Source organism: Rhodoferax sp. (assembly GCF_028714215.1).
In the GTDB taxonomy this organism is placed as follows: Bacteria; Pseudomonadota; Gammaproteobacteria; order Burkholderiales; family Burkholderiaceae_C; genus Rhodoferax.
The window spans coordinates 68,063-82,878 of record NZ_JAQTMS010000011.1 but is presented as its reverse complement, the minus strand read 5'-3'; the positions used below and the strand labels follow the sequence as shown (position 1 = coordinate 82,878).

General features: G+C 63.3%; 16 protein-coding genes and 1 pseudogene. 9 read left to right on the top strand and 8 right to left on the bottom strand.

Features of this window, described 5'->3' with window-relative positions; genetic code table 11:
- Nucleotides 1–155 precede the first annotated feature (155 nt).
- The 6 genes from PHS32_RS07600 to PHS32_RS07575 all read left to right on the top strand — a co-directional run bounded on the left by PHS32_RS07600 (nucleotide 156) and on the right by PHS32_RS07575 (nucleotide 5,334).
- Nucleotides 156–698: an Lrp/AsnC family transcriptional regulator gene (locus PHS32_RS07600; RefSeq protein ID WP_301078320.1), complete on the top strand. Its 543-nt coding sequence runs from the start codon at nucleotides 156–158 to the stop codon at nucleotides 696–698.
- Between the two features lie 243 nt (nucleotides 699–941).
- Nucleotides 942–1,100, top strand: coding sequence for a hypothetical protein (locus PHS32_RS07595; RefSeq protein ID WP_301078319.1), 159 nt, complete (start codon nucleotides 942–944; stop codon nucleotides 1,098–1,100).
- 26 nt (nucleotides 1,101–1,126) lie between these two features.
- Nucleotides 1,127–1,786, top strand: coding sequence for a nitroreductase family protein (locus PHS32_RS07590; RefSeq protein WP_301078318.1), 660 nt, complete (start codon nucleotides 1,127–1,129; stop codon nucleotides 1,784–1,786).
- Between the two features lie 38 nt (nucleotides 1,787–1,824).
- Entirely contained in the window at nucleotides 1,825–2,376 is a 552-nt protein-coding gene (gene thpR, locus PHS32_RS07585; protein WP_301078317.1) for an RNA 2',3'-cyclic phosphodiesterase, read from the top strand.
- A 171-nt stretch (nucleotides 2,377–2,547) separates the two neighbouring features.
- On the top strand, nucleotides 2,548–4,329 hold the full coding sequence (locus PHS32_RS07580) for an adenosylcobalamin-dependent ribonucleoside-diphosphate reductase (RefSeq protein ID WP_301078316.1): 1,782 nt from the start codon (nucleotides 2,548–2,550) through the stop codon (nucleotides 4,327–4,329).
- Nucleotides 4,330–4,413: 84 nt separating this feature from the next.
- A complete protein-coding gene (locus PHS32_RS07575; RefSeq protein WP_301078315.1) occupies nucleotides 4,414–5,334 on the top strand; it encodes a dihydrodipicolinate synthase family protein in 921 nt (306 codons plus the stop codon).
- A gap of 14 nt (nucleotides 5,335–5,348) precedes the next feature.
- Here PHS32_RS07575 and PHS32_RS07570 read toward each other — a convergent pair whose 3' ends face one another.
- Nucleotides 5,349–5,816, bottom strand: coding sequence for an Lrp/AsnC ligand binding domain-containing protein (locus PHS32_RS07570; RefSeq protein WP_301078314.1), 468 nt, complete (start codon nucleotides 5,814–5,816; stop codon nucleotides 5,349–5,351).
- A gap of 154 nt (nucleotides 5,817–5,970) precedes the next feature.
- Here PHS32_RS07570 and PHS32_RS07565 point away from each other — a divergent pair.
- Together PHS32_RS07565 and PHS32_RS07560 are read left to right on the top strand one after the other, a co-directional pair.
- A pseudogene (locus PHS32_RS07565) lies at nucleotides 5,971–6,261 on the top strand (type II TA system antitoxin MqsA family protein); the annotation flags it as partial.
- Nucleotides 6,262–6,405: 144 nt separating this feature from the next.
- Nucleotides 6,406–6,798 carry a GFA family protein gene (locus tag PHS32_RS07560; protein WP_301078313.1) on the top strand — a complete coding sequence of 131 codons (393 nt, stop codon included), beginning with the start codon at nucleotides 6,406–6,408 and terminating at the stop codon, nucleotides 6,796–6,798.
- Nucleotides 6,799–6,825: 27 nt separating this feature from the next.
- On the opposite strand, the gene PHS32_RS07555 is transcribed toward PHS32_RS07560, so the two are convergent.
- From PHS32_RS07555 to PHS32_RS07545, 3 genes are all read right to left on the bottom strand, one after another.
- Entirely contained in the window at nucleotides 6,826–8,124 is a 1,299-nt protein-coding gene (locus PHS32_RS07555; RefSeq protein WP_301078312.1) for a TRAP transporter large permease, read from the bottom strand.
- Complete coding sequence (locus PHS32_RS07550) at nucleotides 8,121–8,591, bottom strand: TRAP transporter small permease subunit (protein WP_301078311.1); 471 nt, start codon at nucleotides 8,589–8,591, stop codon at nucleotides 8,121–8,123. Before PHS32_RS07550 ends, PHS32_RS07555 begins: the two co-directional genes overlap by 4 nt.
- Before the next feature lie 117 nt (nucleotides 8,592–8,708).
- Nucleotides 8,709–9,737, bottom strand: a complete 1,029-nt coding sequence (locus PHS32_RS07545; protein ID WP_301078310.1) for a sialic acid TRAP transporter substrate-binding protein SiaP — start codon at nucleotides 9,735–9,737, stop codon at nucleotides 8,709–8,711.
- Nucleotides 9,738–9,832: 95 nt separating this feature from the next.
- Between PHS32_RS07545 and PHS32_RS07540 the strand changes: the two genes are divergently transcribed.
- Nucleotides 9,833–10,675 carry an alpha/beta hydrolase gene (locus PHS32_RS07540; RefSeq protein ID WP_301078309.1) on the top strand — a complete coding sequence of 281 codons (843 nt, stop codon included), beginning with the start codon at nucleotides 9,833–9,835 and terminating at the stop codon, nucleotides 10,673–10,675.
- A 146-nt stretch (nucleotides 10,676–10,821) separates the two neighbouring features.
- On the opposite strand, the gene PHS32_RS07535 is transcribed toward PHS32_RS07540, so the two are convergent.
- The 4 genes from PHS32_RS07535 to PHS32_RS07520 all read right to left on the bottom strand — a co-directional run bounded on the left by PHS32_RS07535 (nucleotide 10,822) and on the right by PHS32_RS07520 (nucleotide 14,727).
- A complete protein-coding gene (locus PHS32_RS07535; protein ID WP_301078308.1) occupies nucleotides 10,822–11,649 on the bottom strand; it encodes an ABC transporter permease in 828 nt (275 codons plus the stop codon).
- Between the two features lie 15 nt (nucleotides 11,650–11,664).
- A complete protein-coding gene (locus tag PHS32_RS07530; protein ID WP_301078307.1) occupies nucleotides 11,665–12,474 on the bottom strand; it encodes an ABC transporter ATP-binding protein in 810 nt (269 codons plus the stop codon).
- A 1-nt stretch (nucleotide 12,475) separates the two neighbouring features.
- A complete protein-coding gene (locus PHS32_RS07525) occupies nucleotides 12,476–13,501 on the bottom strand; it encodes an ABC transporter substrate-binding protein (protein WP_301078306.1) in 1,026 nt (341 codons plus the stop codon).
- A 62-nt stretch (nucleotides 13,502–13,563) separates the two neighbouring features.
- Nucleotides 13,564–14,727: an MFS transporter gene (locus tag PHS32_RS07520; protein ID WP_301078305.1), complete on the bottom strand. Its 1,164-nt coding sequence runs from the start codon at nucleotides 14,725–14,727 to the stop codon at nucleotides 13,564–13,566.
- Nucleotides 14,728–14,816: the final 89 nt, after the last annotated feature.

Sequence of the window (14,816 nt, the reverse complement as noted above, 5' to 3'; positions counted from 1 at the left end):
CGACCTCGTTGTTTTTCTTCGTCCCGCAAGCACTCCGGCGGGACGATTTGTGAAGAAATGTTAGCCCGCTGAAGGCGCATCTTTTGATTGTTATGTGTACACAAATTAGGTATTAATGCACAATGGTTGCATCAAAATACCAATGAGGAGATATTGTGGCCGGCATCACTGTGGATCGGCATGACCTGGCCCTGCTGACCGAGCTTCAGCGCGACGGCCACGCCACCAACGCCGCCCTGGGCGAGATCATTCACCTGTCGACGTCGCAAGTCAGCCGTCGTGTGCAGCGACTGGAGGAAGCCGGCGTGATCGACCACTACACCGCCGTGATCGACCCGGCCGTCGTCGGCCTGGGCGTCATGGCCTTTACCCACGTGGTGCTGGAGCGTCATGCCGGCACACCGGCGGACAAGGGCGAGACGCACGGTGCCAGGTTCGAGCGCGAGATTGCCCGTTTGCCGGAAGTCCTTGAATGCTTTTCGGTGGCAGGCGAAGCCGATTACATGTTGCGCATCGTTGCCTACGACCTTGCCGCGCTGTCGGAATTCATGAACCGGCATCTGTTGCACCTGCCCGGTGTTTCGACCGTCAAATCGACCATCTCGCTGCATAAGATCAAGCAGACCAGTGTCCTGCCCCTGGACCACATTATTCAGCCGCGCCAAACGAAACAACGCATCCGATTCTCTTCGGAATAGTGCCGGCGCACACCACCGAGCCCCTGGTCGAACCGCGAACCGACGCAAGGCGCCGGCCGACGCGCCGCGCACGATGCTCGAAGCTGCAATCGTGCCGGGCTTGATTAATCTCAAATCGCCAAGAGGTCAATGGCGAAGAATCGACCAGGGAAGCCAAGGCCGGCACCTGTTGTCCCGCAAAAGTGAGTTGCTTGGCGCCGTGACCGATGCTGGAAACGCGCACAACCCGAGGTGCAAATTTGATTGCCTTTCGTAGAGATTCTGGAACTGTGCCGGCACTACCTCGGCAACCTGGTGGGCGTCTACACCGATTGGACTCCGCTCACCGGTCGTGGCCGCTTGTTCGCCGAAGACCTGGACCGCAGTCAGCCGTGGCAGTTCAAGAACTTCCGTGTCACATGAATTCAACCCCTATCAGGAGCGCATGTATGAACCTATTGACAAAGATGGCACAGGGCCTGATTGGCCAAAACAAGGCGCAACCGGCGATCGTGGACGCCATCAGCAGCACCCACCTGCCGCCGGCCAACACCACGGGCGGCATGCCGCTGATGCAGGCCCTGGCACAGCGCCAGTCGGCGCGGGAATTCGACCCGGCCCCGCTGCCCGAGCAAACGCTTTCGGACCTGCTGTGGGCAGCGGCCGGCCTCAACCGCCCGATGCTGGGGGGGCGTACCGTCCCGAGCGCCATGAACTCGCAGGAAGTCGACGTTTACGCCGCCCTTCCCAACGGCTTGTTCCGCTACGCCGCGGCGACCCACGTGCTGCGCATGGTGAGCGCCGTCGATGTACGCCGCGTCACCGGCTACCAGGACTTTGTCGATACCGCGCCGATGGACCTGGTGTATGTGGTCGACCATTCCCGCATGAAGCTGGTGCCGGTGACGAAACGGGAGTCGTACGCTTTTGCGGCCGCCGGCGCGATGGCGCAAAACGTCTCCCTCTATTGCGCCAGCGCCGGTCTGGCCTGCGTGATCCGGGCCTGGCTGGACCGCACCGCCCTGTCGCAGGCGATGGGATTGAAAAACGACCAGCAGATTCTGCTGGCGCAAACCGTTGGACGGCCCAGGACCGTGGTTGTGCCCTGACCGCCATTTCAGGCCGGACGTGACCGGGAGCCGTGGCGATGGCTGATTTGTCCGCAGGCGCAGCAGGACAGGGGAAAAGCGCTGTCGACGTGGCGCGCCTGTTCATCGCCCTGTGGCCAGGCCCCGCGCTGGCGCGGTCCCTGAGTGCCTTGTGCGGCAGTGACACCGTCGGCGCCGATGCCCGGCCGGTCGCCAGGCACAGTATTCACCTGACTCTGAATTTTCTGGGTAATGTGCCGCGCCAGCGGCTAGCGGAACTGGTGCCGGCCCTGCATGTGCCGTTCCAGCCCTTCGAGCTCGACTTCAGCCGTTGCGAACAGTGGCGGCACGGCTTGGTGGTGGCCATTCCGGATGCCGTTCCGGCGCCAATGGTTCATCTGCACACTGCGTTGAACGAGGTGCTGCGCCGCCTGGGCCTGCCGCTGGAACAGCGCGCCTTTCGGCCGCATCTCACATTGGCGCGGCGTCACTTCCAGCCAGCGCCCACACGGATCGGGCCGCCCTTGCGATGGCTGGTTGATGGCTATGTCCTGGCGCGGTCAGGGGCCACGCCTGGCGGGGACTATCTGGTACTGCAGCGCTACGGATGAACCGGCTGCGGACCCACTACTGGATCGCTATCCGCTTCGAGGCGGTGCTTGTCATGCGCCCGATCTGTCTGTCAGCATAGGCCGGACGGTCGGGGCGGTTTTGCGAATTCTCAAGCCGAAGAGGCGCTTTCTGGCTAGGCTGAATCGGGTCGCGATTTTGGAGTGCTCGCCATGAAGAATGCCCTGTTCACCGAAGCTGTTGCGGACCACGTCTGGCGCACCCGATACCAGTGGCGCGAGGACGGTCACATGCAGGAACCTTCAATCGCCGCCACCTGGGATCGGGTGGCGTTGGCGGTGGCGCTGGCCGAGCCGTACCACCGCGACCAGTGGCGCGAGCGCTTCCGTTCCATCCTGCAGGACTTTCGCTTTTTGCCGGGCGGGCGCATTCTGGCCGGCGCCGGCACGACACGCGGCGCCACGCTGTTCAACTGCTTCGTCATGGGTTCCATCGAGGACTCGATCCAGGGCATCTTCAATGCCTTGCGCGAAGCCATGGTCACGCTGCAGGCCGGCGGCGGCATCGGCCTTGACTTCTCCACGCTGCGGCCGGCCGGCTCGGCGGCGGTCGCCAGTGCTGGCGTGGCCTCGGGCCCGGTTTCGTTCATGACGGTGTGGGAGGCCGCCAATGCCGTGCTGGAAGCCGGCAACGTGCGCCGCGGTGCCATGATGGCGACCTTGCGCTGCGACCACCCGGACGTCGAAGCCTTCGTCCAGGCCAAGGGCACGGCCGGCGCCTTGTCGCACTTCAACCTGTCGCTGCTGATCAGCGACGAATTCATGCGGGCGGTCGAGCAAGACCAGGCCTGGCCGCTGCTGTTTCCGCTGGGCACGCATCCCATTGCGGCCGGCGCCGAGGTCTGCGAACGAATTTGGTCGGGGTCCGCGGCGCCGCAACTGTGCCGGGTCCACAAGCGGATTCCGGCGCGCGGCTTGTGGGACCAGATCGTGCAGGCGCAACATGCCAACGCGGAACCGGGCGTCCTGTTCATCGACCGGATCAACCGCGCCAACAACCTTTGGTACCGCGAGCAGATCTCGGCCACCAACCCCTGCGGCGAGGTGCCGCTGCCGGCCTACGGCGGCTGCAACCTGGGTTCCATCAACCTGAGCCGCTTCGTGCGCCAGCCGTTTGCCGCGCATCCCGACCTGGACTTCGACGCGCTGCGCGCCACCGCCTGCATCGCCACCCGTTTTCTCGACAACGTGCACGACATCTCGCTGTTTCCGCTCAAGAGCCAGGAAAAAGCGGTGCATGCCAGCCGCCGCATTGGCCTGGGGATCACCGGGCTGGCCGACATGTTCCTGATGCTGGGGCTGCGTTACGGCGCGCCGGCCAGCTTGGAGCTGAGTCGCCAGATCATGGCCACCATCCGCGACTGCGCCTACCGCACCTCGATCGAGATCGCGCGTGAGAAAGGGGCGTTCCCGGCGTTCGACAAAGTCAGCTACGGCGCCAGCCCGTTTGTGCTGGAGCTGTCGCATGAACTGCAGGATGCCATTGCCCAGCTGGGCATTCGCAACAGCCATCTGCTGGCGCTGGCGCCGGCCGGCTCGGTCAGCCTGCTGGCCAACAATGTCTCCAGCGGCATTGAGCCGGTGTTCGGCTTTGAGGCAACGCGGCGCGTGCGCGGGGCCGATGGGCAAGCGGTGATGTTCGCGCCGCAGGACAACGCGTGGCGCCACTTCAAGGAACTCCACGGTGCCAACGCCCAGCGGCCGGCCCATTTTGTGCAGGCGGTGGACGTGCCGGCGGAAGATCAGCTGAATCTGATGGCGGCGCTGCAACCGTTCGTCGACAACGCCATCGCCAAGACCGTGCGCCTGCCGCCAAGCGCCACCGTGCAGGACCTGGAGATGGTTTTGCTGCGCGCCTGGGAGCTTGGACTCAAGGGCTGCACGGTGTACCGCGAGGGCAGCCTGGGCGGTGCCGCCGTCGTTGCCAGCCAGTGAGCGTACCGGCCGTTGCGGTGAAATGGCGCTGTTCCTCCAAGGGGTGAGGCAGCCTTTATCATTGGACTTTCAGGAATTTGCAGCATGAGCACTCGACTACGCGGCGTCTTCGCCCCGGTACTGACACCTTTCAACCAGCGCCTTGAGCCCGATGTCAAACGTTTCATAGCGCACTGCCGCTGGCTGATAGCCCAGCAGGTCGGGCTGGCCATTTTCGGCACCAATTCGGAAGCTGCATCGTTGTCGGTGGACGAACGCATTGCGTTGACCGACGCGCTGCTGGCAGCGGGCATTCCGGCCGACAGGCTGATGCCCGGCACCGGTGGCTGCTCGCTCACGGACGCTACCCGGCTGACGGCGCATGCGGTCAGCAACGGCGCTGGCGGAGCGCTGATGCTGCCGCCTTTTTTCTTCAAAGGCGTGTCGGACGCGGGGCTTTTTGCCTACTACGCCGAAGTGATAGAGCGGGTTGGCAGCGAGCGTCTGAAGGTTTATCTTTATCACATCCCTCAATTCACGCAGGTGCCTATCACCCTGAACCTGATCGAGATGCTGCGCAAGCGCTATCCCGACACGGTGGTGGGGGCCAAGGATTCGTCCGGCAACTGGGACAACACCCAGGCCATGATCGACAACTTTGCGAAAGACGGCTTTGACGTTTTTCCGGCCAGCGAATCCCTGCTCTCCAAGGCCTTGCCGATCGGCGGCGTCGGCTGCATCAGTGCCACCGTCAACATGAACCCGATCGGCATCCATGCCTTGTACCGGGGCTGGAACACGCCGCAGGGCGCGGCGCTGCAGGCCAGCGCCGACGTGATCCGCAAGATTTTTCAGGCCGCGCCCATGATCCCGGCGATGAAACGGGTGCTGGCTGAATTCTCCGGAGACCCCGATTGGCAAATAGTGCGCCCGCCGCTGGTGGCGCTGGACGACGCCGCCAGCCAAAGCGTACTGGCCGCCTTGCGCGAGGCCCAATTCAGCATGCCGGGCTATCCGGGCTTGTAGCCTGCGTCGCGGCCCTATAGCAGGGCCAGCGCCTGGGTGTTCTTGACTTCTTCCATCACCGCATAGGTGCGCGTCTCGCGCACGCCGGGCAGTTGCCACAGTACCGTGCCGGCAAATTCGCGGTAGGCGTTCATGTCGGCGCAACGGGTCTTGAGCAGGTAGTCGAAGCCGCCGGCCACCATGTAGCACTCCATGATTTCGGGGCGCACCTGAACGGCGGCCTTGAACTGGTCGAACACATTGTGGCTGGTGCGGTCCAGCAGTACTTCGACAAACACCATCATGCCGGCCCCCAGCTTGAGCGGGTTGAGCCGCGCCTCGTAACCCAGGATGTAGCCGTCGCGGGTCAGGCGCTGCACCCGCGCCAGCACCGCGGTGGGCGAGAGCGCCACCGCCTCCGCCAGCTTCAGATTGGAAATGCGGCCGTCTTGCTGCAAAGCAGTCAGAATTTTGCGGTCAATGCGGTCGATTTCAGCTTCCATGGCCTGTTCATTTTTAACTATCGGATCGCCAAATTCTAGATTTTTATTTTGCAGTCAGATCGTCGCATTGGCTGTTTATTGAAATGCAGTAAGAAAATCGACGTAATTTGGTTTTAGGTATGACTGCTCTTGGCACCGGGATTCGCGCGGCAGGGATGGCGTCAAAACCATTGTGCAGAAATACAAGGGACAGGTCTTTCAATCGGAAGCCCGCGGGTCATTCTGTGATCATTGCGCGGACGGTTTTGTGGAATTCGATGCCGCGGAAGAAGCCAGTTGGCTGACCTTTCGTGATCAGGTGGATGCCGCAGAGGTCGCCGAACTGGCCCGTATTCGCAAAAAACTGAAGCTCACCCAAGTGCAAGCCGCACAACTGGCGGGCGGCGGTAAAAACGCCTTTCCCCGCTATGAACGCGGGCAAGCCAAGCCGTTGCCACGGCAGTAAACGTTGTCGCACCGCATGCGGCGGTGCGTTATCGTTTTGGCACAGGCCTCAATGTCCCCCATCCCCCGTCCGCCGTGGGCAATTGCGGTGACAGTGCGGTTCGTGGTAAACATTCCACTCGCTTGATTCTTGAGGAGACGCAGCATGAACTCATTCACGGGCGGTTGCCTGTGCGGCAACGTCCGATTCGTGGCATCGGGACGCCCCTACCGGGTCGGCCTTTGTCACTGTCTCGACTGCCGCAAGCATCATGGGGCTCTTTTTCACGCTTCCGCAGTGTTCCCTCAGGAGGCGGTGACGATCGATGGCGAAACACGCGACTACGCCGGGCGGTTTTTCTGTCCGCGCTGCGGCTCGTCCATCTTTGCACGCACCGCGGACGAAATCGAGGTGAACCTGGGGTCCCTGGATGCCCCTGACCAACTCATGCCCACCTACGAAAGCTGGATCATTCGGCGCGAGTCCTGGTTGCCGGCGTTTGCGCTCACGCGACGCTACGACCGTGATCGTGACGCCGAGAGTCGCTTTGAGGATTAGGTTGATGAGCGCGCGGTGCGCCGCGGTTCAGTGCGTCACATAGCCCATCGATTGCGGCAGCCACAGCACAATTTGCGGGAACAGCGTCATCAGCAGCAGCGCCAGCACCAGCAGCGCCGTGAACGGCCAGCCTTCGCGCACCATGTCCTTGAGCGGGATGCCGGTCAGCGCATTGGTCACAAACAGCAGCATGCCGAACGGCGGAGTCACCAGGCCTATCATCATGTTGACCACCACCACCACGCCGAAGTGAACCAGGTCAATGCCCAGCAGGGTGGCGGTCGGGATCAGCATCGGCACGAACACCAGCAGCATCACCGAGACATCCAGAAAACAGCCCAGCAGCAGAAACACGCCGTTCACCAGCAACAGGAATTGCAGTTGGCTCAGGTGCAGGCCGCTGACCCACAGCGCCAGCTGGTTCGGGATGCCCTCGGCGGCAAACGCGTAGTTGAGCAGATAGGCCGCGGCGATGATCATGGTGATGACGGCGCTGGCCCGCAGCGACTCCAGCGTCACCGCAAACAAGGCCCGGGGTGAAAACGCGCGGTAGACGCCACCGGCCAGCACCAGGGCGTGCAGCGCGGCCACGGCGGCCGCCTCCGTGGGCGTGAAGGCGCCGGTGTAAATACCGGTCAACAACACCAGCGGCAAGGTCAGGGGCAGCAAGCCGCGCAGCACGATGCCGGGCAGTTCGCCGGCTTTGACCGGGTCGTCCCTGGGCATGTCGCGCCGCTTGGCGATGATGTGCACGCCCAGCATCAGCAGCGCCGCCATCAGCAGACCGGGCAGCACACCGCCCAGGAACAGGGCGCCGACCGAGGTCCCCGACACCAGGGCGTAAAGCACCATCGGAATCGACGGCGGAATGATCGGGCCTATGGTGGCCCCGGCCACCACCACCGCGCCGGCAAAGCCGGGCGAGTATTGCGGCTTTTTCAGCATCTGCTTGATCGAGACCAGCCCCGGTCCGGCGGCGTCCGCGATGGCGCTGCCGCTCATGCCGGAAAAAATCACGCTGACCACGATGTTGACTTGCGCCAGCCCGCCGCGCATGCGCCCGACCATGACGCGCGAGAGTTGGAACAGCCGTTCGCTGATGCTGCCGGCGTTCATCAGATTGGCGGCAAAAATGAACAGGGGCACGGCCAGCAGCACATAACCGTTGTACAAGCCGTTGAGTATCTGTTCCGCGGCCAGCCCCAGGTCTTGCCCCTTGACCACCAGGTAGGCAATGCCGCTGGCCAGCATGGCAAAGGCGATCGGTGCGCGCAGCAGCATGCCCACTGCCAGCACCGCCAGCAGGGTGACCAGGGCGGCGCTCACAGATGGCTCCGCCAGTTGCGGCCCAGCAGACGGTAGATGCGCCAGGCGTAACGCACGGCCAGGGCGATCAGCAACAGGGCAAACGGGGCAAAGACCCAATTGAAGGGCAGGCCCAGGACCGGTGTTGTCTCGCGCCGCATGAAGTGAATGTAGTCCAGCGCGCCCGGCAAACCCCAGGCCGCCAGCACGCCAATCAGGGCGCAGGCGGCGAGCGCCATGATGCGCTGCACCTGCGGGCTGGCTTTTTGGTAGAGCAGGTCAAAGGCCACGTTTTCGCGGTCAGTGCAGACCAGCGCGGCAGCCCACAAAATGGCCCACAAATAGAGGATGACGGCGGCCTCGTCGGTCCAGGCCAGGGGCGTGTTGAACACGAAGCGCGCCACCACCTGCACCACAAACACCAGGAACAACAGGGCGAACAGCAGGACGCCGAAGGCATTGGACGCGCTGCGCAGGAGTTTCAACATTTTTATTCGGTTGGGGACAGAGCTGGTTCGCTTCGCGTAACTGCGGACTGTCCCGCAAGGATATTAGCTGGTTGGGGACAGAGCTCCGCTTCGCTTCGGTCAGTCCCGCAAGGTTATTTATTTGCCCGTTGCGTTGATACGCTCCAGCAGGCCTTTGGGCCAGGCCTTGGCGTAATCGGACTGGAGGTAGGCGGCTTGCACTGTCTTGCGGAACGCATCGAGGTCCGGTGTGGTCACGCTCAGGCCCTGGCTCTTGAAGTAATCGACCAGCTGCTTTTCATCGGCCAGGCGCTTCTCGTTGTTGTAGGCGGCGGCGCTCTGGGCCGCGCTTTTGAGCTTGCCTTTTTGTTCCGGGCTCAGGCCGTTCCACAGTTTGTTGGAGACGCCGATGAAAAGCACGTCCACCAGATGGCCGGTAAGCGTGATCTGTTTCGTCACCTCATAGAACTTGGCGCTTTTGAGCGTCGGCAGCGGGTTGTCCTGCGCGTCTATGGTGCCGGTCCGCAGGCCCATGTAAACCTCGCCAAAGGCCAGCGGTGTCGGCGTGGCGCCCAGCGCCTGGCCCAGAAACAGCCACTCGCGGCTGCCCGGCATGCGCAGTTTGACGCCTTTCAGGTCGGCCGGCGTATTCACCTTGCGCAGCTCGCGCAGGCTGAGCTGGCGGGTGCCGTAATAGAGCGGCGCCAGCACCGTGATGTCCAGTTTTTCGCTGACCCGCTGGAACAACTCCGCGCCAATGGGGCCGTTGAACACTTGCAGCAAATGAGCCGGGTCGCGGATCACGTAACCGGCGGTGAAGAGGGAGAACTCGGGGACCAGTTTGGCAATGTCGAAAGCCGACAGCGTGGTCATTTCCAGATTGCCGCGCGCCATCGCCACTGGCTCGGCGCCCTGCTTGAAGAGGGCGGCATTCAGGCTGATCTGGACCTCAAATTGGCCCGGCGCTGTCCGCTCCAGTTGTTCCTTCAGGACCGTCCACATCCTGGCGTGCCAGTCGTCCGGAACCGCCGGCGTCGAAATGCGCAGCAAGCGCCGACTCTGCGCCAACGCCTGCCCCGCCGTCAGGCATAAAGCGGCGGCCAGGCTCAAGCAGCTGCGACGCCGGACCCTGATGGGGTGGTCTTGCGGGGAGAGCAACGGGGTCATAAGCGCGCCTTTGTGCTGAAGTGGGGGGTGTCCGGAGAATCGGCAATCGTATCTCGATACGTGGCATGATATGCGCCAGCATTTTCAATTTTCCAATGGATACCGAAAGCACGCTCTCCACTTTTGTTGCCAGTGATGGCGACAATGTTGCCATCCAGGACTGGCCGCTGGGACGGGGGCGCCCCTTGCGCGGCGTGGTCCTGCTGGTGCATGGACTGGGCGAGCATGCCGGCCGTTACGACCATGTGGCGCGCCGGCTCAATAGCTGGGGTTTTGCGGTGCGCGGACACGACCAGTTCGGCCATGGCGAGTCGGGTGGGGCGCGTGGCGGCTTGCCCACGGACACGCGCCTGCTGGACGATCTGGCGGATATTGTGGACAGCACCCGGGCCCGCATGGACCCCAAGACGCCGCTGATACTGCTGGGCCACAGCCTGGGCGGGCTGGTGGCGGCGCGCTTTGTGGCACTGGCCATGCGTCCGGTGGAAGCGCTGGTGTTGTCTTCCCCGGCGCTGGACCCGGGGCTCAATGCGCTGCAGAAATTGTTGCTGGCGATACTGCCCAAAATTGCGCCCGATTTGCGGGTCGGCAACGGGCTCGATCCCAACCTCATTTCACACGACCCGGCGGTGGTTGCGGCTTACCGCGCCGACAAACTGGTGCATGACCGCATCTCGGGCCGGCTGGCACGCTTTATTGCCGATGGCGGCCCGGCCACCGTGGCGCTGGCCGCCAGCTGGAACGTGCCGACCCTGCTGCTGTACGCCGGGGCCGACAAATTGGTCAATCCGGCCGGCAGCCGGGCTTTTGCCGCCGCCGCGCCCAAAGAGGTGGTGAGTGCCCACTGTTTCGAGACCCTGTACCACGAGATCTTCAACGAGCTCGACGCCGAACCGGTTTTTGCCGAGTTGAAGAAATGGCTTGACGCCCATTTCTAAACATTGCGGGACAGACCGCAGCTACAGGTCGGATATCTTGCGGGACAGACCGCAGTTACGCGAAGCGAACCAGCTCTGTCCTCAACAGATACCGGGATGTCGGCAGTTTGCCAGCTCTGTCCTCAACTGGAAACGGGATGTCGGACTTAAAGTTTCTCCGTCTCACCGGAGCGCGGCTGCCACTTCATCAAGTGTTTTTCAATCCGCCCGACCAGTTGGTCCAGCACCAGGGCAAAGGCGGTCAGCACCAGAATGCCGGCCATCACGGTGTTGATGTCGAAACTGCCCTCGGCTTGCAGAATCAGGTAGCCCACGCCCTGGCTGGAGCCCAGGTACTCGCCCACCACGGCACCGACGAAGGCCAGGCCGACCGAGGTGTGCAGCGAGCTGAAGACCCAACTGGTGGCGCTGGGCAGGTAAACATGGCGCAGCAACTGGCGCTGGCTGGCGCCCAGCATGCGGGCGTTGGCCAGCACCACCGGGCTGACTTCCTTGACGCCCTGGTAGACATTGAAAAAGACGATGAAAAAGACCAGCGTCACACCCAAGGCAACCTTGGAGCCCATGCCTAGGCCAAACCAGACCGAAAAAATCGGCGCCAGGATGATGCGCGGCATGGCGTTGAAGGCCTTGATGTAAGGCTCCAGCAGGGCCGAGGCCAGCGGCGCCAGCGCCAGCCACAAGCCGCCCGCCAGGCCCAGCGCGGCGCCGACGGCAAAAGCCAGCAGCGTCTCCGCCAGCGTCACGCCCAGGTGTTGGTAAATGTCGGCGTCCCGCACGAACCAGGACCAGACGCGGGCAAATATCTTGACCGGTTCGCCAAAGAAGAAAGCCGCTTGGCGTTCGTCGGCAAACATCATGGGCGGGATCAGCCCGGGCGTGGTCATCAGGTGCCAAAACGCAAACAGCGCCAGCAACAGGCCCAATTGCCACAGCCACAGGGTTTGGCTGCGCGGTTTGATCAATTTCCACATAAGCGTCTCGTGCTCTCAGGCCGCCTGCAGTTGCTGTTGGTAGCCCTTCAGAACCTCTTCCCGCAGCACCGACCAGATGGCCTGGTGCAGCTCGATGAAGCGCGGCGTGATCTTGACTTCCGCGACGTCGCGCGGGCGCGGGATGTCGATCGAAAACTCGCCAATCGGGTGGCTGCCGGGACCGGCGCTGAGCACCACCACCCGGTCGCTCATGGCAATCGCCTCGTCCAGATCGTGCGTGATGAAAAGCACCGCTTTCTTCTTGGCCGCCCACAGCGACAGCAACTCGTTTTCCATCAACTGGCGGGTCTGGATGTCGAGCGCCGAAAAAGGCTCGTCCATCAGCATGATGTCGGGGTCCAGCACCAGCGTTTGCGCCAGGCTGACGCGCTTGCGCATGCCGCCCGACATTTGATGCGGGTAGCGGTCGCCGAAGCCGCCCAGTCCGACCCGGCGCAGCCAGTCTTGCGCCAGCGCCCTGGCCTCTGCCGGCGGCCGGCCCTGAAATTCCAGCCCGGCCAGCACGTTGTCCAGCGCGGTGCGCCAGGGCATTAGGCTCTCGGCTTGAAACATGTAACCGGCGCGCCGGTTGATGCCCACCAGGGGTTGCCCAAAGACCGACACCGATCCGGTACTGGGTTCCAGCAAACCGGCACCGACGTTGAGCAGCGTGCTCTTGCCGCAGCCGGTCGGCCCGACCACGCTGACAAACTCGCCGGCGCCTATGGTCAGGCAGACGTCCCGCACCGCGGTGTAGCGCTGATGGGGGTCGTTCCTGCTGACAAAAGTGCAGGCGACGCCTTGCAGATCGAGCGCTGCCGTCATCTCAACCCTTGGGGTATTTGGCGTTGGCGCGTTTGGCGAAGTCGTTGCTGTAGACGGCCGTCAGGTCAAGTTTGGCGGCGGCCAGTTTGTCGTCCACGCTGGCCAGTGCCCGGAACGCTGTTTGCGCGCCTTTTTCCGGGATCATGCCGTCCGGCGAGAGCGCTCCCTTGGCCGCCAGGAAGGCGTCGATGTAGACCGCCCGGTCGCCCAGCAGAAAACTTTCCGGCACGGCCTTGATGATGTCGGCGGCGCCGGCGTTGCGTATCCATTTGTCGGCCCGCACGATGGCGTTGGCCAGCGCCTGGGTGGTGTTGGGGTGCTTGTCGATAAAGGCTTGCATGGCGTACAGGCAGCCGGCCGGCATCGGGCCGCCGAACACCTTGTCGGACTCGGCCAGGATGCGCGTGTCGGAGATGATCTTGAGGTCGCCGGAGCGTTGCAGCAGCGTGATGACCGGGTCCAGATTGCTGATCGCGTCGATCTGGCCGGCGCGCATGGCGGCTACCGCACCGTTGCCGGCACCGACCCCGATGACGCTGACATCGCTGGGCTTGAGCCCGGCTTTGGCCAGCACGAAGTTGAGCATCACATTGGTCGAGCTGCCGGGGGCCGTGACGCCGACCTTCTTGCCTTTCAGGTCGGCGATGGTCTTGAAGTTGGCCATGGTTTTGGGATTGATGCCCAGCACAATTTGCGGCGCCGCGCCTTGCAGCACAAAGGCGCGCATGCGCTGGCCCTTGAACTGCATGTTGACCGTGTGTTCAAAGGCGCCGGACACCACGTCGGCGCTGCCGCCCACCACCGCCTGCAAGGCGCGCGAGCCGCCGGCAAAGTCGACGATGGTCACGTCCAGCCCCTCGGCCTTGAAGTAGCCCAACTGCTCGGCCACCGTCAGTGGCAGGTAATAGAGCAGGTTCTTGCCGCCCACGGCGATCGTGAGCTTGGGCTTTTCCAGTCCCTGGGCCAGGGTCCATTGGGGCAGCGCGGCAGCCAGCAGGCCGCTGGCCAACAAATGTCGTCTTTGCATGATTTGTCTCCTGAAGACGGTTCAAAATGCGGGGCGTGCATGGCGCTCCGTCGGAGCCAGCATCATACTGCGCGACGCTTGGCCGACCTGAGCCACAGCAGCGCCGCGGCGGTCAATGTCACCAGCACCAGCGAGCCGTAATTGAGCAGCGTCCAGCCGCTGGTGGTGACCAGCACACCGGACGAGAATGAACTCAGCGCCAGGGTCGCGAAAACAAAGAAATTCAAGGCCCCCTGCGCCCGGTCCTTCTCTTCCGGCGTATAGGTTTGCAGCGACAGCGTGGTGCTGCCGGTAAACAGGAAATTCCAGCCGACGCCGAGTAAGAACAAAGCCACCAGAAACTGTTGCAACTCAACGCCCGACAAGGCCACCGCGATACAGGCCGCGTTGAGCGCGACACCCAGGCTCATGATGTTCAGCGTGCCGAAGCGCTTGATCAAGTGGCCGGTGAAAAAGCCGGGCGCGAACATGCCGATCACATGCCATTCCAGCACCAGCGCCACATCGGAAAACGGCAGGCTGCACTGCTGCATGGCCAGGGGCGTTGCCGCCATCAGCAGGTTCATCACGCCGTAGCCCAGGGCGCCGGTGGCGGCGGCGACGATGAAAACCGGCTGCTTCATGATCTGGCCCAGTGGCCGGCCGCCGCTGCTGGATTGCCGCACCGGTGGCGCCGGAAAGTCAATGAACGAGAGCGTGGCCATGGACAGCAGGGCGACCAGGCTCAAGGCCAGGTAGGCGCCGACAAACGGCACGTTCACCAAGCCGCGCGTGTATTGCGCCAGATTCGGCCCCAGCACCGCGCCCAGCAGTCCGCCCGCCATCACCAGCGAGACGGCTTTTTCGCGCCAGATGGGCATGGCCAGTTCGGCGGCGGCAAAGCGGTACAAATTGGCGTTGGCGTTGTAGTAGCCGGCCACCAGGGTGGCCGTGCACAACAGCCAGAAATTCCGGTTGACGGCGGCGTAGGCGCACAGCAGGCTGGACCCCAGCGCCACCAGCAGGCCCAGTTGAAACGAGCTCTTGCGCCCGAGGCGGGTTTGCGTTCTGGCCACCAGTCCGGTCGACAAGGCGCCGCCCACCACGTAGGCCATGACCGGCAGGGTCGCCATCCAGCCCAGCGGCGCCAGGCTCAAGCCGACCAGGCCGTTGATGGCGATGAAAGTGACGTTGTTGGTCAGGAAAAGTCCCTGGCATATGGCCAGCAGCCAGAGGTGTCGGTTCATGGGAGTCGTTGATGTTGCGCAGAAAGTGAGCAGCATTTTCGCTGTAAACTCAATCGCATGAAATTCTGTCTGCGTGTGACGGCAGGCGG

Excerpts from the sequence above, each read along its gene's own strand:
- PHS32_RS07590 (WP_301078318.1), top strand. The coding sequence starts at position 1,127 with ATGAACCTATTGACAAAGATGGCACAGGGCCTGATTGGCCAAAACAAG.
- thpR (WP_301078317.1), top strand. The coding sequence starts at position 1,825 with ATGGCTGATTTGTCCGCAGGCGCAGCAGGACAGGGGAAAAGCGCTGTC.
- PHS32_RS07580 (WP_301078316.1), top strand. The coding sequence starts at position 2,548 with ATGAAGAATGCCCTGTTCACCGAAGCTGTTGCGGACCACGTCTGGCGC.
- PHS32_RS07575 (WP_301078315.1), top strand. The coding sequence starts at position 4,414 with ATGAGCACTCGACTACGCGGCGTCTTCGCCCCGGTACTGACACCTTTC.
- PHS32_RS07570 (WP_301078314.1), bottom strand. The coding sequence starts at position 5,816 with ATGGAAGCTGAAATCGACCGCATTGACCGCAAAATTCTGACTGCTTTG.
- PHS32_RS07560 (WP_301078313.1), top strand. The coding sequence starts at position 6,406 with ATGAACTCATTCACGGGCGGTTGCCTGTGCGGCAACGTCCGATTCGTG.
- PHS32_RS07550 (WP_301078311.1), bottom strand. The coding sequence starts at position 8,591 with ATGTTGAAACTCCTGCGCAGCGCGTCCAATGCCTTCGGCGTCCTGCTG.
- PHS32_RS07545 (WP_301078310.1), bottom strand. The coding sequence starts at position 9,737 with ATGACCCCGTTGCTCTCCCCGCAAGACCACCCCATCAGGGTCCGGCGT.
- PHS32_RS07540 (WP_301078309.1), top strand. The coding sequence starts at position 9,833 with ATGGATACCGAAAGCACGCTCTCCACTTTTGTTGCCAGTGATGGCGAC.
- PHS32_RS07535 (WP_301078308.1), bottom strand. The coding sequence starts at position 11,649 with ATGTGGAAATTGATCAAACCGCGCAGCCAAACCCTGTGGCTGTGGCAA.
- PHS32_RS07530 (WP_301078307.1), bottom strand. The coding sequence starts at position 12,474 with ATGACGGCAGCGCTCGATCTGCAAGGCGTCGCCTGCACTTTTGTCAGC.
- PHS32_RS07525 (WP_301078306.1), bottom strand. The coding sequence starts at position 13,501 with ATGCAAAGACGACATTTGTTGGCCAGCGGCCTGCTGGCTGCCGCGCTG.
- PHS32_RS07520 (WP_301078305.1), bottom strand. The coding sequence starts at position 14,727 with ATGAACCGACACCTCTGGCTGCTGGCCATATGCCAGGGACTTTTCCTG.